This is a genomic window from Aeromonas sp. FDAARGOS 1406, assembly GCF_019048565.1.
GTDB lineage: Bacteria > Pseudomonadota > Gammaproteobacteria > Enterobacterales > Aeromonadaceae > Aeromonas > Aeromonas caviae.
Window position 1 is genome coordinate 1,298,610 of record NZ_CP077378.1, and the last position, 19,048, is coordinate 1,317,657.

The following is a 19,048-nucleotide window of genomic DNA, read 5'->3' on the forward strand; positions in this document are numbered from 1 at the left end:
CAGATGTGGTTCTGGCAGAAATACACCAGTCCGTGGAGTCTGTCCCAGGCAGGCATCCTCGGCATGAACAAGCGCAACCACTCCTACATCAGCCGCTACAACCCGCGCCGCCTCTATCCGCTGGTGGATGACAAGCTCAAGACCAAGCGCATCGCGCTGGATGCGGGGGTGACGGTGCCTGAACTCATCGGCACCATCCGCGAGCAGCACGACGTGACTCGCATCACCGAGCTGGTGAAGGACTGGCCGGGCTTCTGCATCAAGCCGGCCCGCGGCTCCGGCGGCAAGGGGATCCTGGTGATCCTGCGCCAGGAGGACGGCCTCTTCTACAAGCCCAACGGCAGCGCCGCCAACGGCCAGGATCTGGAGCGCCATGTCTCCAACATCCTGGCGGGGCTCTATTCCCTCGGCGGCAAGCCCGACGTGGCGCTGGTGGAAGGGCTCATCAACTTCGACGACGTGTTCGACGGCTACTCCTTCGAAGGGGTCCCCGATGCCCGGGTGATCATCTTCAAGGGGTTCCCGGTGATGGCCATGATGCGCCTCTCCACCTCGGCTTCCGATGGCAAGGCGAACCTGCACCAGGGCGCCGTGGGGGTGGGCCTGTGCCTGCGCACCGGCCGCGCCCTGCGGGCGGTGCAGTTTGGCAACCCGCTGCGCCACCACCCGGACACCGGCCTGGATCTCTATGATCTGAAGGTGCCCCACTGGGACACCCTGCTCAACCTGGCGGCCTCCTGCTACGAGATGTCCGGTCTTGGCTACATCGGGACCGACATGGTGCTGGACAAGTTCCGCGGCCCCATGCTGCTGGAGCTCAACGCCCGTCCGGGCCTTGCCATCCAGATCGCCAACGGTCGCGGCCTGGTGCCCAACCTCAAGACCATCGAGAAGCTGGGTCAGGTCAAGATGAACGTGGAGCAGCGGGTCAACTTCGCCAAGGATCACTTCGGTATCTTCGACGAATAGTTCACCCCCCTTCTGCAAAAACGCGCCCACCGGCGCGTTTTTTTATGGCCGCTCCTGCGCGCAGGGCGCTCCGCCCGAAGACCGATCCCCGTCACATCCCATGGCGGCCCCCCTTCAATGACGCGGCACAAGGGGATAAGCTCCTGACCAATGAGGGGTGACCAGCCCATCGGTGCAGGCCACCCCATGTGCGTGAGGCAGTGCGCCTGCCAGGGGGCACCGATTTGTCGGCGACAACGGGGCTTCTCGATGGTAGATTAATCAAATCAAATAGATAGCATCGATCGGGTTTCTCCTATGCAACGTTGGCCCAGCCTGAAGCAGCTCCAGTATCTGGTCGCTCTGGACGAGCACAAGAATTTCAACCGCGCCGCCAAGGCCTGCCATGTCAGCCAGTCGACCCTGAGTACCGGGATCCAGACCCTGGAGGACATGATGAACCTGCAACTGGTAGAACGGGATCACAAGAGCTTCATCATGACGCCGGTCGGCATGGAAATCGTGGCGCGGGCGCGCAACCTGCTCTCCGACGCCCGGGATCTGATGGAGCTGGGACAGCAGCAGGGGGGCGTCATGCACGGCACGGTGCGCCTGGGCTGCATCCCCACCATCGCCCCCTTCCTGCTGAGCAAGCTGCTGCAGGTGTGCGGCAAGGCCTATCCGGATCTGGAGCTGCTGCTGCGGGAAGACACCACCACCAATCTGCTCAAGCAGCTGGAGCAGGGGCAGCTCGATCTGCTGATCCTGGCGCTGCCGGTGGAGATCGGCGGCTTCCACAGCAAGACCGTCGGCCAGGATCCCTTCCACATGGTGATGCCCTCCCACATGGCGGCGGGCCTGCACATGCCGTTCGACTACAAGGAGCTGCCCAACCAGAGCATCTTCCTGCTGGAGCGGGAGCACTGCCTGACGGAGCACGCGGTGAGCGCCTGCCGGCTGCGGGACAAGAGCAAGATCAACCCCTTCGCCGCCACCAGCCTGCACACCCTGGTGCAGATGGTGGGGGCCGGTCTTGGCACCACCTTCCTGCCCCAGATGGCCATAGATGCGGGCATCCTCGACAACACGGACCTGGTGGCCATCCCCCTGCCCGGGGAGAAACCCTATCGGGAGATAGGCCTGGTGTGGCGCCCCAGCACCACCCGGGTGCAGACCTTCTACAAGATTGCCGAGCTGCTGACGCCGCTCATTACCCCCAAACCGGCGGGGTGATCCGGTGGCTGCCCCACAGGCGGCCACTCCTCAATGCCGTTGTCATTCAGGTTCCAGGCAGGATCATCGTCTATGATGAACCCCGTGCCCTATCAAGGAGTTGAGATGTTTCGCACCTTGCTGCTGCCCCTGCTGGCCCTGCTTCTCGCCGCCTGCTCCAGCACGCCGGAGCCTCCCCCTCCCGTGCGCCAGAGCGGCGCATTCGACAACTTCTATCAGCAGTGGCGCGGCGTGCCCTATCGCATGGGCGGTACCAGCCGCGCCGGTCTCGACTGCTCCGCCTTCACACAGCTCGCCTACAGCCAGGTGCTGGGCTTCACCCTGCCCCGCACCACGGAATCCCAGGCGAGCCTCGGCCGCCCGGTGGACAGATACCGTCTTCAGCACGGGGACCTGGTCTTCTTCAAGACCGGCTGGCAGCAGTACCACGTCGGGGTCTACACCGGGGCAGGTGAGTTCATCCACGCCTCCACCAGCAAGGGCGTGATCCGCTCGCGCCTCGACAACGTCTACTGGAACAGCCGCTACTGGCAGGCCCGCAGGCTGGTCCAGTAGGTGCGACCCCAAACATGAAAAGGCCCCGAGGGGCCTTTTCATGTTGTTGCAGGGTCAGTGCTTGCGGTGCCAGCGGGGCGAGGTGGCGCGCTCCCCCCAGGGGGTCATGCAGGGCAGCAGGGCCCCCTCGATGACGCCCTCATGGCTCGCCAGCGCCAGGGCAATCTTCTCGTGGAGCAGGCGCAGCAGGTTCTTCTCCTGGCCCGCCAGGGAGTGGCCCGCGGCGAAATACTCCTGCTGATGTTGCAGCGCCAGCTTCTGGGCAAACTCATAGGTATTGAAACTGTCCGGCATGCGCGCGATCACGTCATCCAGCCGGGCCAGCAGGCTATGCAATTCCCTGGTCATGTGCGGTTCTCCCTCCGAGTTGGTGACCCACAATTACCCCTTATTAGATAGAAGACCAATCCGGATGCCTCAAAAATGGGAGCCCGGACACAGTTCCGGGCAACGCTGCCCACTGGCAGCCACCCTCTGCCCTCGCCCGGTTTACAAGTCGGCAACGAATCGCTAGATTTGGACCGACTAATCAGTCGGTCACTTTTCGTGCGGAGCATGCCATGGACACCACCGTCACCCCCGCCTCACCGGACAAGTTCTCCCTCCCCGAGCAACTGCATCGGCTCAGGCAGGCCTGCCAGGCCACCCCCATGCCGGATCTGGCGTCCCGCCGTGCCAGACTTGATGCCCTCAAGCAGGGGCTGCTGCGCCACAAGCAGGCACTGTGTCAGGCCCTGGCCCGGGACTACGGCCAGCGCAGCGATTACGACAGCCTGATCGCCGATGTGCTCCCTTGCGTCATGCAGATCAACTACACCCAGAAACGGCTCAAGGGGTGGATGAAACCGGAGCGCCGTCATTCCGGCCTGCTGCTGGCCCCCGCCAGGGTCGAGGTGCACTATCAGCCCCTCGGCGTGGTCGGCATCATGGTGCCCTGGAATTTCCCGGTGATGCTGAGCCTCGGGCCCCTCATCGGCGCCCTCGCCGCCGGCAACCGCGCCATGATCAAGCTCTCCGAGTTCACCCCTCACACCAACGCCGTGCTGCGCTCCCTGCTCGATGAGGCCCTCGGCGGTGACGAGGTGGTGGTCATCGAGGGGGATGCGGAGATCGCGGCCGCCTTCAGCGCCCTCCCCTTCGACCATCTCATCTTCACCGGCTCCACGGCGGTGGGTCGGCTGGTGATGGCCGCGGCCGCCCCCCAGCTCACCCCCCTCACCCTGGAGCTCGGCGGCAAGAGCCCCTGTCTCATCGCCCCCGACATGCCCCTGGCCCTGGCGGTGGAGCGGATGATCTTCGGCAAGAGCCTCAACGCCGGCCAGATCTGCGTGGCCCCCGACTACGTGCTGCTGCCGAGGGGGCAGGAGCAGACCTTCATCGAGGCCTATCAGGCCCATTTTCGCCGCCTCTACCCCAAAGGGCTCGAGAGCCCGGATTATGGCGCCATCATCAACGCTCCCCAGTACGAGCGGCTCACCGCCTGGCTGGAGGAGGCGAGGCAGGCCGGCGCCCAGATCCACCCCTGCGTCACGCCCGCCCGGGATGACTCCACCCGCAGACTGGTGCCCCACCTGCTGACCGAGGTACCCGGCCACTGCCAGGTGATGCAGCAGGAGATCTTCGGCCCCCTGCTGCCCCTGGTGCCCTATGACGACATCGAGGAGGCCCTGGCCTATGTGGCGGCCCGGCCCCGCCCCCTGGCGCTCTATCTCATGAGCCTGGACGAGACGCTGCAGCGCCGCCTCATTCGGGAGACCCACGCCGGGGGCATGGCCATCAACGAGAGCCTGTTCCAGGTGGCGGCGGACGATGCCCCCTTCGGCGGCATCGGTCCCTCCGGCATGGGCCACTATCACGGCCGCGAGGGGTTTCTCACCTTCTCCAAAGCGAAAACCGTGCTGCGCCGCGGGCGCTTCAGCACAGGCTCCCTCATTCACCCCCCCTATCGGCGCTGGTACCAGCGGCTGATGATGGCCCTGTTCCTGCGCTAGGAGGCGAGATGCGAGAAACCATGACCGACAAACGCCGCCAGATCCTGGATGCCGCCCTGGCCCTGTGCGCGGAGGATGGCCTGCAGGGCGCCGCCACCGCCCGCATCGCCAAGGCGGCCGGGGTGGCCAATGGCACCCTGTTTCATCACTTTCCCAGCAAGGAGGTGCTGATCCAGAGCCTCTACCAGGACATCAAGCTGCGCCTTGGCGCCGCCATCACCGAGGCCGATGCCGCCCTGCCGCTCCAGGAGCAGGCCCGCCACTACTGGCACCAGGCCATGGGCTGGATGCAGGCCCACCCCCGTGAGCTCAGGTTCGTGCTGGGCTTTTTCCACTCCCCCCTGCTGGCCCGCCCCCTGCGCAGCCAGATCCTGGCTGAGACCCTGCATTTTCTGCCGAGCCTGCTCGCCCGGGGCCAGGCCAGCGGCGAGCTGATGTCGGCCCCGCCTGCCTTGATGCTGGAGGTGTGCCAGGGCCAGTTTCTGGCCTGCGCCTCCCTCTTTGTCGATCAGCCTGAACTGGGAGAAGACCCCCACTGGCAGGAGAACGCCTTCACCCTCTTCTGGTCCGCCATCAGCGGAGGTTCCCATGCGCCCTGACGCCCTGCTTGCCACCGGCAGACGCCTCTGGATTGGCAGCCTGCTCTGGATCATCGGCCGCACTCTGTGCCGCGCCGCCCGGGTCGACGAGGCGGTGCGCCGCGAGCTTGCCCCCCTGCCGGACGGCCTCACCATCAGGCTGGAGGTAAACGGCATGACCCGGGGGCTGAGTCTCTACAAGTTCGCGGGGCGCTGGCACTGCGGTGAGGAGGCTGGCAGGACGCACTCGACCTGTGCCCATGACAGCCACCACCTCCTGCGGGTGCGCTTCAAGCACCCCGCCGTCGCCTTTCGCGCCCTCAGCTTTCGCCTCGGCATCAACCAGGCCTTTTGCGAAAACCGGCTGCTGGTGGAGGGGGATCTCGACGCGGCCATGCACCTGGTGCGAGCGCTTGAGCAGTTGCAGAGCCTCATCCTGCCCGCCTTCATCGCGCGGCCCCTGCTTCGCCACTACCCGGACCCGCATCGCAAGCTCGCGCGGGCCTGCCACATCTATCTGGGTCTGCTGACCGGTTGAACACGAGGAGAACGGGATGAGCCGTTATTACGATTTTTTCTGCCCGGTCAAGCTGATGGCGGGGGAGCAGGCACTGGAACAGTTGCCGGATGCCTTGAGGGGGTTGGGAGCTGGCCGCCCCTTGCTTCTCACCGACAAGGGGGTCAGCGGCAGCGGGCTCGCCACCCTGCTGGCCGATGTGATGGCCGAAGGGGCCTTGCCGGTCGCCGCCATCTGGGACGAGATCCCGGCAGACTCCTCCACCGCCGTGGTGGAGCGGATCGCCCGCCACTACCGGGAGCTGGGCTGTGACAGCCTGCTCGCCCTTGGCGGCGGCTCCGTCATCGACACCGCCAAGGCGGTGAACATACTGGCGACTCTGGGGGGCGAGCGGCTGCTCGACTATGCCGGAGCGGATTGCCTGACCCGTCCCCTCAACCCCCTGGCGGTGGTCCCCACCACGGCGGGGACCGGCTCCGAAGTGACCCTGGTGGCGGTGATCAAGGATGAAGGGAGCGGGCGCAAGGTGCCCTTCACCTCCCCCTTCCTGCTGCCCCGGCTGGCGGTGCTGGATCCCCGCCTCACCCTGGGGCTGCCGCTGCCCATCACCGCCGCCACCGCCATGGATGCCATGACCCACGCCATCGAGGCCTTCATCGGCAACGGCAAGAACCCGGTCAGTGACGCCCTGGCCCTGATGGCGGTGGAGAAGATTGCCACCGCCCTGCCCAGGGTGCTGGCCCACCCGACGGACAAGCGGCTGCGGCTGCAACTGGCGGAGGGCTCCACCCTGGCGGGCATGGCGTTTTCCAACTCCATGGTGGGGCTGGTGCACGCCCTCGGCCACAGTCTGGGGGCGCGCTGCCACCTGCCCCATGGCCTCTGCATGAACCTCTTCCTGCCCACCGTGCTCGACTACAACCGGCCCGGCATCGACCCCGAGCTGGCCCGCCTGCTGCTGCCCCTGGTGGGGCCGGAGCGCTTTGCCGCGACCCCGGCCGAGGGGCGACCCCAGGCCACCATCGAGGCGTTGCAGGCACTGCGCGATACCCTGTGGCAGACGGTCAAGCTGCCCCGCACCCTGCGGGAGGCGGGCCTCACCGACAAGACGCTGCTGCCCGGGATCCGGGATCTCGCCATCAACGACGGCGCCCTACTCTACAACCGCAAGGATGCGGACAGGGACCAGTTGCTGGCCCTGCTGGAGCGGGCCTGGGAGTAGCGGGCCCCTTGCCCGTCAGGCATCGGGGGTGAAGACCCCGGTGGAGAGGTAGCGATCCCCCCGATCGCAGATGATCGCCACCACCACCCCCTGCCCGATCTCTGCCGCCACCCGCAAGGCCCCGGCCACGGCGCCACCCGAGCTGACACCGCAGCAGATCCCCTCCTCCCGCGCCAGGCGGCGCATCATGACGAGGGACTCGTCGAGCGTCACATCCAGCACCCCATCGACCCGCGCAGGCTCGAAGATGGCGGGCCGGTAGGCCTCGGGCCAGCGGCGAATGCCGGGGATCTGGCTCCCCTCGGCCGGTTGCAGGCCGATCACCGCCACCGCCGGGTTCTGCTCCTTGAGGTAGCGGGAGACCCCCATGATGGTGCCCGTTGTGCCCATGGCCGAGACGAAGTGAGTGACCGCCCCGCCGCTCTGGCGCCAGATCTCGGGGCCGGTGGAGCGGTAGTGGGCATCCGGGTTGGCGGGGTTGTTGAACTGATCGAGCACCAGCCCCTCCCCCCGCGCCTGCATGGCCAGGGCGAGGTCTCGCGCCGCTTCCATTCCCTCTTCCACCAGCACCAGCTCGGCGCCGTAGGCCTGCATGGCGTCGCGCCGCTCCTGGCTCATGTTGCTCGGCATGATGAGTCGCATCCGGTAACCCCGGGACGCCGCCACCATGGCCAGCGCGATGCCGGTATTGCCGGAGGTGGCCTCGATGAGCCGGGCACCTGGCGCTAAGTGACCACTCGCCTCTGCCTGCCTGATGAGGTTCAGCGCCGCCCTGTCCTTGACGGAGCCGGCGGGGTTGTTGCCCTCCAGCTTCACCAGCAGGGTGACGCCGGGGTGCGGATTGATGCGGCGCAGCGCCAGCAGCGGGGTGTTTCCTATCAGATCGTCCAGGGTGGCGAAGGCCATGACGGATCCATCCTCTCTCAATGTTCTATACCTTGCCTTGCGACCATTCGCAGGCCGGCCAGTGTAAGCGAGCCCGCCATGGGCGCAAAGAATGGCGTTGGCAAACCCTGTCCGCCATGTTCTGATCTTCCCATTCACCCAGAGAGGACTCCCGATGAGCGACATCCTTCACCAGGCCGATCAGCAGCAGTTTGTCTGCACCGTGGACGGCAAGCTCTCCCGCCTTGCCTATCGCCGGCTGGACGCCACCACGGTGGACGCCTACAGCACCCAGGTTCCCCCCGAGCTGCGCGGACAGGGGATTGCCGACAAGCTGGCCCGCCGCTTCTACGACTGGACCCTCTCTGAGGGGCTCACCATAGTGCCGAGCTGCAGCTACATCGACGTCTGGTTGCGCCGCAATGCCGGTTGACGCCGGGGCGCTGCGGGAGACGCACCTGCGGGCCTGCACCGAGGCCCTGCTGCGGGCCGATCACCCGCGCATGGATTGCCTCCGGGCTGCGCGGGAGCTGGCCCTGCCCGACTGGGCCCTGGGGGCGGGGTTTGTGCGCAACCTCATCTGGGATCACCTCCATCACAAGGCCGAGCCCACCCCGCTCAACGACATCGATCTTATCTATCTGGACAGCGCTGATCCGACTGGATTGAAGGAGGCCGATCACGAAGCCTGGCTCGCCGCCAGGATGCCGGGCCAGTTGTGGGAGGTGCGCAACCAGGCCCGCATGCATCTGCGCCAGCAGGTGCCTCCTTTTGCCAGCTCGCTCTCGGCCCTCAGCCACTGGGTGGAGATACCCACCTGCATCGGGGTCCGCCTGCTGGCAGATGATGCGTTCGAGTGGCTGGCCCCCTACGGCTTTGCCCCCAACTGGTCCCTGGTGGTGAGCCCCAATCCGCGCTGTCGCCAGGAGAGCCGTATCTTTAGCGAACGGGTCAGGGCCAAGGAGTGGCAACGCATCTGGCCTGACCTTGTGGTGAACTGGCCATGAGCGAATTGCAAAGGGTCGACAACCTTGGGCACACTAAGAAAAAGATGTTTGTAACTCAATGGGTTAAATAATGCGCGACTTCTTCTCTCTCGAGCGCTGGCTGCCGGGGCTCGCCGCCTTGCTGCAATACCAGCGGGCCTGGCTGATGCCGGATCTTCGCGCTGGCCTCTCGGTCGCGGCCGTGGCCCTGCCCGTGGCCATCGCCTATTCGGAGCTCGCCGGGGTAGGCGCCATCGTCGGCCTCTACTCCTGCATCCTGCCCATGGTGGTGTATGCCCTCTTTGGCACCTCCCGTCAGCTCATCGTCGGTCCGGATGCCGCCACCTGCGCGGTGATCGCCGCCGTGGTAACGCCGCTCGCCGCCGGGGATCCCACCCGTCACTGGCAACTGGTGATGACCATGACCGCCATGACCGGCTTCTGGTGCCTCATCGCCAGCCGCTTCAAGCTGGGGGTGCTGGCAGACTTTCTCTCCCGCCCCATCCTGATGGGGCTGCTCAACGGGGTGGCCATCACCATCATGGTGGGCCAGCTCTCCAAGATCTTCGGCTTCACCTTCAGCGAGCGCTACCTGATAGAGCGGATCCTGAACGGCACCAGCTACATTACCCAGACCCATCTGCCCACCCTGGCCATGAGCCTGACCGCTCTGCTCACCCTGCTGCTGGCCAAGCGCTACAGACCGGCCTGGCCTTCCTCCATGGTAGCCATGGTGGTGACGGCGGCCCTGGTGTGGGCGCTCGATCTCGGCCAGTTCGACATCGCCACCCTGGGGACCATCGGCTCGGGGCTGCCCGCCTTCCAGATGCCGGACTTTCCCCCTGGGCTTATCCGTGAGCTGGTGCTGCCCGCCCTCAACCTCGCCATGGTGAGCTTCGTCTCCATGATGCTCACCGCCCGCAGCTTTGCCGCCAAGAATGGCTACGAGATTGATGCGGACAAGGAGTTTAGGGCGCTGGGCATGGCGAACCTGGCCGCCGCCGCCTCCCAGGGGTTTGCCATCAGCGGGGCGGATTCGCGTACCGCGGTCAACGACGCCAACGGCGGCAAGAGCCAGTTGGTCTCCATCATCGCCGCCGCCGTCATCGCCCTGGTCACCTTCTACCTGACGGCGCCGCTGCAATACATCCCCACCGCCGCCCTCGGGGTGGTGCTGGTGATGGCCTCCCTGTCGCTGACGGATTTTCGCGGCCTCTGGGCGCTGCGCCACTCGGACCGCGCCGCCTTCTGGATCGCCCTGGTGACCTTTGTCAGCGTGCTGACCATGGGGGTCATTCCGGGCATCACCCTCGCGGTCCTGCTGGGGCTGTTCCAGTTCCTGCGCAACGTGATGCGCCCCACCGACCAGCTGCTCGGCATGGACGACGAGGGCGTGGTGCGTACCCTGGGGGACAACGAGCAGGCCAAGGCGATTCCCGGCATCCTAGTCTACCGCTTCAACTCCCCGCTCACCTACTTCAACGCCCCCTACTTCAAGCGGCGGGTGCTGGCACTGCTGGTGCAGGATCCCCACAATCCCAGGTGCCTGGTGGTGGATGCGGTGGCCTGCTTCACCCATCAGGACATCAGCGTCATGAGCATGGTGGGAGAGCTGCACAAGGAGCTCAAGCGGCGCGGCATCCACATGGTGATGGCCGGTCGGCACGGCCAGATGAGCCAGTGGTTCAAACAGGCGGGGATCCGGGTCGGCGAGGATGGCATCATCCTCTGCCCCGACATGTATCAGGCCCTGCGCATGACCCGCTGCTACCGGGAGCCGGTGTTCCGGGACGACGAGGGGGTGGAGAGCACCACGGATGCCCTGCTCACCCGCTGGCCGCACGATGACGACCTGCCCGACTCGGCGCGCCTCACCCGCCCCAGCGAGCAGGAGGCCGGCGCCACGCCGGTCTGAGACACATCCTCTGGTCACAGGCCCCCTCCTCCTGCGACCAGGATTGCACCCCGCCCCCGCTTGGTGTTAAATGCCCCTCCAGTTGGCCCTGACGAGGGCCATCGCCAGCACCTGGATATCCCATGCAGACTCAATCCCACGCGGGCCCGGGCTCCCTCTTCGCCCTGACCTGGCCACTGTTCATCGATCTGGCCCTTCACTTTCTGACCGGGGCCCTCAACACCTTCATGGTGGGCCACGTCTCCTATCAGGGGGTGGCGGCCCTCGCGGTGGGCAACCAGGTCTTCGATCTCGCCATCACCCTGTTCAGCTTCGTCAGCATCGGCACCAGCGTGGTGATCACCCAGTATCTGGGGGCGGGAGACAAGGAAAAAGCCCGCGTCGTCATCCACACCGCCATCGGTTTCAACCTGCTGGTGGGACTGGTGGCCGCGGTCGGCGTCATGGCGGGGGCCGGCACCATGCTGGCGCTGATGAACCTGCCTGCCCACCTGATGAGCGACGGCAGCCTCTACCTGCAGATCATCGGGCTTTGCCTGCTGCCGGAGGCGGCGGCCCTCTGCCTGGCCGCCACCCTGCGTGCCCACGGCCACACCCGCCAGGCCATGTACGTGACCCTCATCGTCAACCTCATCACCTTCGTCGGCAACCTGCTGCTGCTCTATGGCTGGTTCGGCCTGCCCCAGCTCGGGGTCGCCGGGGTCGCCATCAGCACGGTGGCCGGGCGTATCGTCGGGGTGGTGCTGCTGGTGTGGCTGGTGGCACGCAAGACCGGCATCCGGCTGCGTCTGCCCGAGATCGTCCGCCCAAGCCGCGCCATGCTGGACAAGGTGCTGCACATCGGTCTGCCGGCGGCGGGGGAGAACCTCTCCTGGATGCTGCAGTTCATGGTGGTGACCGCCTTCGTCGGCCTGCTCGGCGACAAGGCGCTGGCGACCCAGTCCTACTTCTTCCAGATCTGCCTGTTCATCCTGCTGTTCGGCCTCTCCATCGGCCTTGGCAACGAGATCATCATCGGCCACCTGGCGGGGGCCAGACGCTTCGATCAAGCCTATCGCCAACTGATGAAGAGCCTGAAACTCGGCCTCATCGTCACCGCCGCCATCGCCATCGCCGCCGCCCTGAACGGCCGCGCCATCATCAGCCTGTTCACCGACGACGCCGACATCATCACCCAGGTGGCGCAGCTCTTCCTCATCAGCCTCATCCTCGAACCCGGTCGCACCTTCAATCTGGTGGTGATCAACGCCCTGCGCGCCACCGGGGATGCCCGTTTCCCGCTCTACATGGCGCTCGTCTCCATGTGGGGCATTGCCGTTCCCCTGGCCTATTTCCTTGGTATCATGCAGGGCTATGGCCTGGTAGGCATCTGGCTGGCCCTCGCCTGCGACGAGTGGGTGCGCGGTCTGGCCATGTTCTGGCGCTGGCGCAGTCGTCGCTGGCAAAACAAAATTCTTGTCGAAACATAAGCGGAATCACCATGAAGAAAATCGGACTCTTGTTGACGGCCATCCTGCTCAGCCCGCTCGCCATGGCGCAAACCGCCCCGGCGACCCCCAAGGCGCAGGCTCCCCAGACCTGGTATGTGGCCCCCATCGTCATCGACGAGACCAGCGAAGCCCAGAAGGCCCTGACCAAGGAGTTCACGGCCCAGATGATCAAGACCATCAAGATCAACGAGTACCAGACCGGCAAGGCGGTGGGCAAGACCAAATCGCCCAAGTGGCTGATCCGCACCAAGCTGATGCCCGCAAGCCAAGAGCCTCTGGTCGGCAAGAAGCACCCGCAGGGCCTCACCTACGGCAAGGGCATCCCCACCCAGGAGATCGTCGGCGAGCTCATCATGAACGGCACCCTGGTGGCCCACATCGGTCAGGGCTGGCGTGAACCCATCGTCCCGGGCACACCGGTGGCGGAGAAGATCTCCATCGCCAACTACCAGTACGCCATCGGCAACGAAGCCAAGGCGCCGGATCTGGAAGAGCTGGCGGCGCAGATCGGTTTCGAGGCAGGCAAGGTGATTGCCAGAGACGGCAAGCCCCTGCCCGAGAAGAAAAAGAAAAAAGAGTAAACGGCTCACCCGTTTCCAGTCAGGGGCCTCGCGCCCCTTTCTGTTGCCCGCCCCGTTGCAGACCCCCTCTCCCGAATGTGAAGCGGATCCCGCTTCTTTCCTCTGCTGCCCCAGGGTCAGCAGGCAATCATCTTGTAATTCAAACAGTTAAAAATCGCCCTTCCCATGCAGCAAATCCGTGGCCCCGAATTGGATCGGGATCACGTTTCTCCCCGGCAGTAAGGGGTACTTTGGTCTTGCAGGCACAATCAAACGACAACAAGGAGGCTTCATTACATGTTTCCGGAGTACAGAGATCTCATCTCGAAACTGAAGAGCAGTGATGTCCATTTCCAGAAGAAGTTTGACTTGCACAACGCCCTGGATGCGGAGATCAGAAAGCTGGAGAAACACCACGCCAGCGACTACAGCTCCGAGGTGAAGGATCTGAAAAAACAGAAACTTAAACTGAAAGAGGAGATATACGACATCCTCAAACAACATCCACACTAGACGCCTCGACGAATACCTGGATAAGCAACTTATCCTGCCAGCCCGGCCCGACGCCGGGCTTTTTGTTGGCCGCCCCAAGGCGCGGCAACGGTCACTTCCCTTGGCACCGGAAAACGAAGCGGGCCAATGGCCCGCTTTGTCATACCTGTTTCACCCCATCCTCACACCGGCGGATGGAAATGGCTGGCCTCGCGGGTGGCCATCTCCTCGTAGGTGGCCCACTTCTGCCACGCCACTTGTTGCGCCACCTGCATCAGCCGCTGTGCCTCTTCCGGGTGGCTCTGGGCCAGCACCCGATAACGGGTCTCCTCCTGCCGATATTCGGCAAGGGGAATGGAGGGGCGCAGGCTGTCGAGGCTGAAGGGGTTCTGCCCGGCGCTGCGCAGTACCGGGTTGTAGCGCATCAGCGGCCAGTGGCCCGAATCGACCGCACGCTTCTGTTGGGCCAATCCCTGCTCCATGTCGATGCCGTGGGCGATGCAGTGGCTGTAGGCGATGATCAGCGACGGGCCCGGATAGGCCTCAGCCTCCCGCAAGGCCTGCAGCGCCTGCTGCGGGTTGGCACCAAAGGCGATGCGGGCAACATAGACGTTGCCGTAGGAGATGGCCTGCAACGCCACATCCTTCTTGGCCAGGGTCTTGCCTCCCGCCGCGAACTTGGCGACAGCGCCGAGCGGGGTCGATTTCGACATCTGACCGCCGGTGTTGGAGTAGACCTCGGTATCCATCACCAGCACGTTCACATCGCGGCCGGAGGCGAGCACATGGTCGAGCCCCGCCGAGCCGATGTCATAGGCCCAGCCATCGCCGCCCACTATCCAGACCGAGCGGCGCACCAGCTGATCAATCAAGGAGAGCAGTTCGCGAGCCTTGCCGGATTTCACCTCTTCCAGCCGCTCCCGCACTTGCGCCACCCGGGTGCGCTGGGCACGGATCTCCGACTCCAGCCGCTGGGGGGCGCTAATCAGGGTATCGACCAGCTCGGCGCCCAGCTCCCCCTTCATCGCTTCAAGGGTCGCCACCGCCTGACCGTGATGCTGATCGGCGGTGAGACGGAAGCCAAAGCCAAACTCGGCGTTGTCCTCGAACAGTGAGTTCGACCAGGCCGGCCCCTTCCCTTCGCCGTTCTTGGCCCACGGCGTGGTCGGCAGGTTGCCGCCGTAGATGGAGGAGCAACCGGTGGCGTTGGCTACCAGCATGCGATCCCCAAACAGCTGGGTCAGCAGCTTGAGATAGGGGGTCTCGCCACAGCCGGCGCAGGCACCGGAGAACTCGAACAGAGGTTCGAGGAACTGGGTGCCGCGCACCGTGGAGAAGTCCACCCGCTCGCGGGCCGGCCATGGCAGACTTTCGAACCAGCGCAGCGCCTGTTTCTGGCCAGCCAGATGGGGGGCCTTGTCCATCATGGCGATGGCGCGCTCGCCCTCGTGTTCCTCATCAGCCCCAGCCCGCACCGGACAGGCCTGCACGCACTGGCCGCAGCCGGTGCAATCCTCCGGATAGAGTTGCAAGGTGTAGCGGCTGTCGGGGAAACCCTTGGCGGTGACGGGCACCGACTGAGCGGCCTCGGGGGCATTTGCCAGCCAGTCCTGATGGTAGAACTTGGCCCGCAGCGCCCCATGGGGGCAGACAAAGACACAGTTGCCACACTGGATGCAGATATCGGAGTGCCAGATCGGGATCTCGCGGGCGATATCCCGCTTCTCGAAGCGGCTGGTGGCGGTGGGGTAAGTGCCGTCCACCGGCAGCATGGAGACAGGGATCAGATCGCCGCGCCCCGCCAGCATCTCGCCGGTGACCCGCTGGACAAATTCGCTGCCACCCGGTGCCAGCGGCAGCGGATAGTCGCTGATCTGCTCGTCACCGGCCGGGATGGCCACCTGATGGAGATGAGCCAGGGTGTCATCCACCGCCGCGAAGTTGCGCTCGACCACCTCGGGCCCCTTGCGGGCATAGCTCTTCTCGATGCTCTCTTTGATCAGCGCAATCGCTTCGTCCCGCGGCAAGATGCCAGCCAGCGCGAAGAAGCAGGTCTGCATGATGGTGTTGATGCGATTGCCCATGCCGTTGCGCTCGGCCACCCGATCCCCATCGATGCAGTAGAGCTGGATATTGAGGGCGCGGATGCGGGCGCGCAGCCGCTCGGGCAGCTCGGCCCAGACCCGGTCAGGCTCATAGGGAGCATTGAGCAGCAGGGTCGCCCCTTCGGCGGCGTGCTCCAGCAGATCGACCGATTCGGCAAAGCCCCACTGGTGGCAGCCGATAAAGCTCGCCTGCTCGATAAGCCAGGGGGCGTCGATGGGCTCGGGGCCAAAGCGCAGGTGGGAGACGGTGCGCGAGCCCGACTTCTTGGAGTCGTAGACGAAGTAGCCCTGAGCGTGGAAGCCCTCCAGCTCGCCGATGATCTTGATGCTGTTCTTGTTGGCGCCCACGGTGCCGTCGGCACCAAGGCCGAAGAAGAGCGCCCGCACCCGACTGGCGGGCTCCAGATCGCCGATGGGGTGCCAGGCCAGACTGAGGCCCGACACATCATCGACGATTCCCACGGTAAAGCGGGGGCGCGGCGCATCGGATGCCAGTTCCTCGAACACCGCCGCGCACATGGCGGGGGTGAACTCCTTGGAAGAGAGGCCATAGCGGCCGCCACTGAGCCAGGGCAGCCGCTTGATAAGGCCGCGCTGCAAACCGTCGATGAGGGCGCTCTGCACATCCAGCAGCAGCGGCTCGCCACCGGCGCCCGGCTCCTTGGTGCGATCCAGCACCGCCATGCGCCGCACGCTCGCTGGCAGCGCATCGAGCAGCGCCTGTACCGGGAAGGGGCGATAGAGGCGCACAACCAAGACCCCGGTCTTGCGATCCTGCTGGTTGAGCCAATCCACGGTCGTGCGGGCGGTGGCCGCCCCCGAGCCCATCAGCACGATGACATCGGTGGCATCGGGCGCACCGTGGTACTCCACCAGCCGGTAGTGGCGGCCGGTCAGCTCGCCGAGGCTCTCCATGCACTGCTGCACCCGTGCCGGTACCGCCTCGTAGAAGGGGTTGACGCTCTCGCGGGACTGGAAATAGGTGTCCGGGTTCTGGGCAGTGCCGCGCATCACCGGATGATCCGGGTTGAGCGCTCGGGCACGGTGGGCCCGCACCCAGTCGTTGTCGATCAGCGCCCGGATCTCATCTTTGTGCAGCGCGGTGATCTTGTTCACCTCGTGGGAGGTACGGAACCCGTCGAAGAAGTGGATAAAGGGCACCCGGCACTGCAAGGTGACACTGTGGGCGACCAAGGCCAGGTCCTGCGCCTCCTGCACCGAGCCGGAGGCGAGCATGGCAAAGCCGGTGCTGCGCGCCGCCATCACGTCCTGATGGTCGCCAAAGATCGACAGCCCCTGCGCCGCCAAGGATCGGGCCGCCACATGGAACACCGCCGAAGTCAGTTCACCGGCGATCTTGTACATGTTGGGCAGCATCAGCATCAGTCCCTGACTGGCGGTGAAGGTGGTGGCGAGCGCCCCCGCCTGCAGGGCGCCGTGTACCGTGCCAGCCGCCCCCCCTTCACTCTGCATCTCCACCACGGTGGGGATGTTGCCCCACAGGTTGGTCTGCCCCTGTGCCGCCCAGGCATCGGCCAGTTCGGCCATGGTCGAGCTCGGGGTGATGGGATAGATGGCACACACTTCGCTCAGCTGATACGCCACCCGGGCCGCGGCTTCGTTGCCGTCGACCATGATCAATTCATGTTTCATTGGGACTCCTCCGGTTGGCGAAGCTCGATGGCGTGGCAGGGACACTGGTCATGGCAGGCACCGCAGCCGGTGCAGCGCTCGGCATCCACCTGATACCCCAGACCCGGCCCCAGCTTGGCGATGGCCTGCTCGGGGCAGCTGCCATAGCAACCGTCACACTCGAAGCAGTTGCCGCAGGAGTAGCAGCGCGCCGCCTCGTAGCGGGCTGCCGTCTCGTCCAGCCCGCCGATGATCTCGCCAAAGTCGTCCCGCGCCGAGGGCGGTTTGACCGGCTGGCTGCTGGCCGGCGCATGGGTCTGGAACCAGAGCTGCAACTGCTCCGGCCCCACCAATGAATAGGAAAGCGGCTTGTGGTAGAGGCGACCGCGCAGCCAGGCATCCATATGGCGCGCCGCCTTCTTGCCGTGGCCGGTGGCGATGGTGACAGTGCGCTCGGAGGGCACCATGTCGCCACCGGCAAAGAGGCCCGGCACATCCGTCATCAGGTTCTCGCCAACCTGTACTACTCCCTCCTTGTTGACCCGCACGCCGGGGATGCTCTCAAGCACCGAGAGGTCGACCTCCTGACCCAGCGCCAGAATAAGGGAGTCCGCTTCGAGGGTTTCAAACTGGCCGGTGGGCACCGGCTTGCCCTCAGCATCCAGCGCCATCACCTCCACCTCGATGTTGGTACTGTCGAGCTGGCGGATAGTGCGCAGCCAGTTGATCTTGATCCCCTCCTCCTCGGCCTCAAGGGCTTCGAAGGCGTGGGCTGGCATATGGTCCCGGTCGCGGCGGTAGATGATCATCGCCTCCTCGACCCCGAGGCGACGAGCGGTACGGGCCGCATCCATGGCAGTGTTGCCGCCGCCGTAGATGGCCACCCGCCGTCCCAGTTTTGGCGGTGGCAGTCCTTTCTCTTCGGCCAGACTCGCCTGTTCTAGGAAGCTCACCGCATCGAGGATCTTGCCCGCCTCCCGGGCCGGAATGTCGACCCGCTTGGCCAGATGGGCGCCGATGGCCATAAAGACGGCGTCAAAGCCCCCCTCGTCGCGCTCGCACAGCACATCCTCCACCTTGTGGTTGAGGGTCAGGGTCACCCCGGCCGCCACGATGCGGGCCACCTCCCGATCCAGCACATCGCGAGGCAGGCGGTAGGCGGGAATGCCGAAGCGCAGCATGCCGCCCGCCAGCGGCCCCGCTTCGCGGATCTCCACCTGATGGCCGAGCCGGTTGAGGTGCCAGGCGCAGGAGAGGCCGGAGGGACCAGCGCCAATGACCAGCACCTTCTTGCCGCTAGCGGGGGCAGGCGGCGCAGGCTGCCAGCCACGGGCCAGCGCCTCGTCGCCGAGGAAGCGCTCGATGGCGTGGATGGAGACGGCATCATCCACCTGGGCACGGTTGCAGGCCGTTTCGCAGGGGTGATAACAGACCCGCCCGTGGACTGCAGGCAGGGGATTTTCTTCGATCAGTCGTTGCCAGGCCGCCTCAAAGCGGCCCGCTTCGGCCAGGGCAAGCCAGGCCTGGATGTTCTCGCCAGCCGGGCAGGCATGGTTGCAAGGTGGCAGGGCCGGCCGCCAGACGGGCAGCCGGGTGCGGACCGGGCCTGTTCCCGTTTTCTGGGAGAGATCCGGCTGTGGGGTCATATCCAGTTGTTTGCTCATACATTGCTTTCTTCTTTTTGTGTGACAGGCCCCATCCGAATGCGCTTGATACCGTGTTGCCTGGGCAGACGGTGGCCGGAGAGGGAAGAAGCGAAAGCGTCAGAAACTGGAAGCTGGCCCGATGATGGGCCGTTTTTTGTACGACATGGTGGATCAGGATCAATAAATGTTGCGCTTTATGGGTCGCCCCCTTCACAACCGGATCCCCGTCACACCCCGCAGCCATTCGGGCCTGTCGCCCGAGCCCCCTCGCCGCCCTCGACGTGGGCAGCAGG

Annotated in this window: 17 protein-coding genes; 13 read left to right on the forward strand and 4 right to left on the reverse strand. The window is 65.4% G+C overall.

Going from position 1 to position 19,048, the window contains the following annotated elements; all coding sequences use genetic code 11:
• The first annotated feature begins 3 nt into the window (after positions 1-3).
• The 3 genes from I6L36_RS05915 to I6L36_RS05925 all read left to right on the forward strand — a co-directional run bounded on the left by I6L36_RS05915 (position 4) and on the right by I6L36_RS05925 (position 2,736).
• Positions 4-969, forward strand: coding sequence for an alpha-L-glutamate ligase-like protein (locus I6L36_RS05915; RefSeq protein WP_039039849.1), 966 nt, complete (start codon positions 4-6; stop codon positions 967-969).
• Between the two features lie 297 nt (positions 970-1,266).
• Complete coding sequence (locus I6L36_RS05920; RefSeq protein WP_010674086.1) at positions 1,267-2,181, forward strand: hydrogen peroxide-inducible genes activator; 915 nt, start codon at positions 1,267-1,269, stop codon at positions 2,179-2,181.
• Positions 2,182-2,286: 105 nt separating this feature from the next.
• On the forward strand, positions 2,287-2,736 hold the full coding sequence (locus I6L36_RS05925) for a C40 family peptidase (protein ID WP_029314241.1): 450 nt from the start codon (positions 2,287-2,289) through the stop codon (positions 2,734-2,736).
• 54 nt (positions 2,737-2,790) lie between these two features.
• On the opposite strand, the gene I6L36_RS05930 is transcribed toward I6L36_RS05925, so the two are convergent.
• Positions 2,791-3,084, reverse strand: a complete 294-nt coding sequence (locus I6L36_RS05930; RefSeq protein WP_010674084.1) for a hypothetical protein — start codon at positions 3,082-3,084, stop codon at positions 2,791-2,793.
• 212 nt (positions 3,085-3,296) lie between these two features.
• On the opposite strand from I6L36_RS05930, the gene I6L36_RS05935 reads away from it, so the two are divergent.
• Genes I6L36_RS05935 through I6L36_RS05950 form a run of 4 tightly spaced genes read left to right on the forward strand, consistent with a single transcriptional unit; the run spans position 3,297 to position 7,044 of the window.
• On the forward strand, positions 3,297-4,727 hold the full coding sequence (locus I6L36_RS05935) for a coniferyl aldehyde dehydrogenase (protein WP_180911549.1): 1,431 nt from the start codon (positions 3,297-3,299) through the stop codon (positions 4,725-4,727).
• An 8-nt stretch (positions 4,728-4,735) separates the two neighbouring features.
• Complete coding sequence (locus I6L36_RS05940) at positions 4,736-5,326, forward strand: TetR/AcrR family transcriptional regulator (protein ID WP_109112487.1); 591 nt, start codon at positions 4,736-4,738, stop codon at positions 5,324-5,326.
• Positions 5,316-5,843 carry a hypothetical protein gene (locus I6L36_RS05945; protein WP_109112486.1) on the forward strand — a complete coding sequence of 176 codons (528 nt, stop codon included), beginning with the start codon at positions 5,316-5,318 and terminating at the stop codon, positions 5,841-5,843. The genes I6L36_RS05940 and I6L36_RS05945 overlap by 11 nt, the downstream gene beginning before the upstream one ends.
• A gap of 16 nt (positions 5,844-5,859) precedes the next feature.
• On the forward strand, positions 5,860-7,044 hold the full coding sequence (locus tag I6L36_RS05950) for an iron-containing alcohol dehydrogenase (protein ID WP_109112485.1): 1,185 nt from the start codon (positions 5,860-5,862) through the stop codon (positions 7,042-7,044).
• 15 nt (positions 7,045-7,059) lie between these two features.
• Here I6L36_RS05950 and cysM read toward each other — a convergent pair whose 3' ends face one another.
• Positions 7,060-7,950 carry a cysteine synthase CysM gene (cysM, locus tag I6L36_RS05955; protein WP_042017359.1) on the reverse strand — a complete coding sequence of 297 codons (891 nt, stop codon included), beginning with the start codon at positions 7,948-7,950 and terminating at the stop codon, positions 7,060-7,062.
• Between the two features lie 154 nt (positions 7,951-8,104).
• Between cysM and I6L36_RS05960 the strand changes: the two genes are divergently transcribed.
• The 6 genes from I6L36_RS05960 to I6L36_RS05985 all read left to right on the forward strand — a co-directional run bounded on the left by I6L36_RS05960 (position 8,105) and on the right by I6L36_RS05985 (position 13,393).
• A complete protein-coding gene (locus tag I6L36_RS05960) occupies positions 8,105-8,362 on the forward strand; it encodes a GNAT family N-acetyltransferase (RefSeq protein WP_041212700.1) in 258 nt (85 codons plus the stop codon).
• Positions 8,352-8,936: a nucleotidyltransferase family protein gene (locus tag I6L36_RS05965; protein WP_109112484.1), complete on the forward strand. Its 585-nt coding sequence runs from the start codon at positions 8,352-8,354 to the stop codon at positions 8,934-8,936. Before I6L36_RS05960 ends, I6L36_RS05965 begins: the two co-directional genes overlap by 11 nt.
• A 70-nt stretch (positions 8,937-9,006) precedes the next feature.
• Positions 9,007-10,830, forward strand: coding sequence for a SulP family inorganic anion transporter (locus tag I6L36_RS05970; protein ID WP_109112483.1), 1,824 nt, complete (start codon positions 9,007-9,009; stop codon positions 10,828-10,830).
• A gap of 122 nt (positions 10,831-10,952) precedes the next feature.
• Positions 10,953-12,299 (forward strand): MATE family efflux transporter, encoded by a 1,347-nt coding sequence (locus I6L36_RS05975; protein ID WP_010674075.1) that lies wholly within the window; start codon positions 10,953-10,955, stop codon positions 12,297-12,299.
• A gap of 11 nt (positions 12,300-12,310) precedes the next feature.
• On the forward strand, positions 12,311-12,901 hold the full coding sequence (locus I6L36_RS05980) for a hypothetical protein (protein ID WP_039039859.1): 591 nt from the start codon (positions 12,311-12,313) through the stop codon (positions 12,899-12,901).
• A 276-nt stretch (positions 12,902-13,177) separates the two neighbouring features.
• Complete coding sequence (locus I6L36_RS05985) at positions 13,178-13,393, forward strand: YdcH family protein (protein ID WP_109112482.1); 216 nt, start codon at positions 13,178-13,180, stop codon at positions 13,391-13,393.
• Between the two features lie 161 nt (positions 13,394-13,554).
• Here the strand turns inward: I6L36_RS05985 and nifJ are convergent, their stop codons facing one another.
• Both nifJ and I6L36_RS05995 read right to left on the reverse strand, forming a co-directional pair.
• Positions 13,555-17,130, reverse strand: a complete 3,576-nt coding sequence (nifJ, locus tag I6L36_RS05990) for a pyruvate:ferredoxin (flavodoxin) oxidoreductase (protein WP_216987050.1) — start codon at positions 17,128-17,130, stop codon at positions 13,555-13,557.
• Complete coding sequence (locus I6L36_RS05995) at positions 17,127-18,773, reverse strand: NAD(P)-binding protein (RefSeq protein ID WP_109112480.1); 1,647 nt, start codon at positions 18,771-18,773, stop codon at positions 17,127-17,129. The genes nifJ and I6L36_RS05995 overlap by 4 nt, the downstream gene beginning before the upstream one ends.
• Positions 18,774-19,048: the final 275 nt, after the last annotated feature.

What these genes read in the sequence shown, in the direction of transcription:
- I6L36_RS05915 (WP_039039849.1), top strand. Translation starts at nt 4, where the DNA reads ATGTGGTTCTGGCAGAAATACACCAGTCCGTGGAGTCTGTCCCAGGCA.
- I6L36_RS05920 (WP_010674086.1), top strand. Translation starts at nt 1,267, where the DNA reads ATGCAACGTTGGCCCAGCCTGAAGCAGCTCCAGTATCTGGTCGCTCTG.
- I6L36_RS05925 (WP_029314241.1), top strand. Translation starts at nt 2,287, where the DNA reads ATGTTTCGCACCTTGCTGCTGCCCCTGCTGGCCCTGCTTCTCGCCGCC.
- I6L36_RS05930 (WP_010674084.1), bottom strand. Translation starts at nt 3,084, where the DNA reads ATGACCAGGGAATTGCATAGCCTGCTGGCCCGGCTGGATGACGTGATC.
- I6L36_RS05935 (WP_180911549.1), top strand. Translation starts at nt 3,297, where the DNA reads ATGGACACCACCGTCACCCCCGCCTCACCGGACAAGTTCTCCCTCCCC.
- I6L36_RS05940 (WP_109112487.1), top strand. Translation starts at nt 4,736, where the DNA reads ATGCGAGAAACCATGACCGACAAACGCCGCCAGATCCTGGATGCCGCC.
- I6L36_RS05945 (WP_109112486.1), top strand. Translation starts at nt 5,316, where the DNA reads ATGCGCCCTGACGCCCTGCTTGCCACCGGCAGACGCCTCTGGATTGGC.
- I6L36_RS05950 (WP_109112485.1), top strand. Translation starts at nt 5,860, where the DNA reads ATGAGCCGTTATTACGATTTTTTCTGCCCGGTCAAGCTGATGGCGGGG.
- cysM (WP_042017359.1), bottom strand. Translation starts at nt 7,950, where the DNA reads ATGGCCTTCGCCACCCTGGACGATCTGATAGGAAACACCCCGCTGCTG.
- I6L36_RS05960 (WP_041212700.1), top strand. Translation starts at nt 8,105, where the DNA reads ATGAGCGACATCCTTCACCAGGCCGATCAGCAGCAGTTTGTCTGCACC.
- I6L36_RS05965 (WP_109112484.1), top strand. Translation starts at nt 8,352, where the DNA reads ATGCCGGTTGACGCCGGGGCGCTGCGGGAGACGCACCTGCGGGCCTGC.
- I6L36_RS05970 (WP_109112483.1), top strand. Translation starts at nt 9,007, where the DNA reads ATGCGCGACTTCTTCTCTCTCGAGCGCTGGCTGCCGGGGCTCGCCGCC.
- I6L36_RS05975 (WP_010674075.1), top strand. Translation starts at nt 10,953, where the DNA reads ATGCAGACTCAATCCCACGCGGGCCCGGGCTCCCTCTTCGCCCTGACC.
- I6L36_RS05980 (WP_039039859.1), top strand. Translation starts at nt 12,311, where the DNA reads ATGAAGAAAATCGGACTCTTGTTGACGGCCATCCTGCTCAGCCCGCTC.
- I6L36_RS05985 (WP_109112482.1), top strand. Translation starts at nt 13,178, where the DNA reads ATGTTTCCGGAGTACAGAGATCTCATCTCGAAACTGAAGAGCAGTGAT.
- nifJ (WP_216987050.1), bottom strand. Translation starts at nt 17,130, where the DNA reads ATGAAACATGAATTGATCATGGTCGACGGCAACGAAGCCGCGGCCCGG.
- I6L36_RS05995 (WP_109112480.1), bottom strand. Translation starts at nt 18,773, where the DNA reads ATGAGCAAACAACTGGATATGACCCCACAGCCGGATCTCTCCCAGAAA.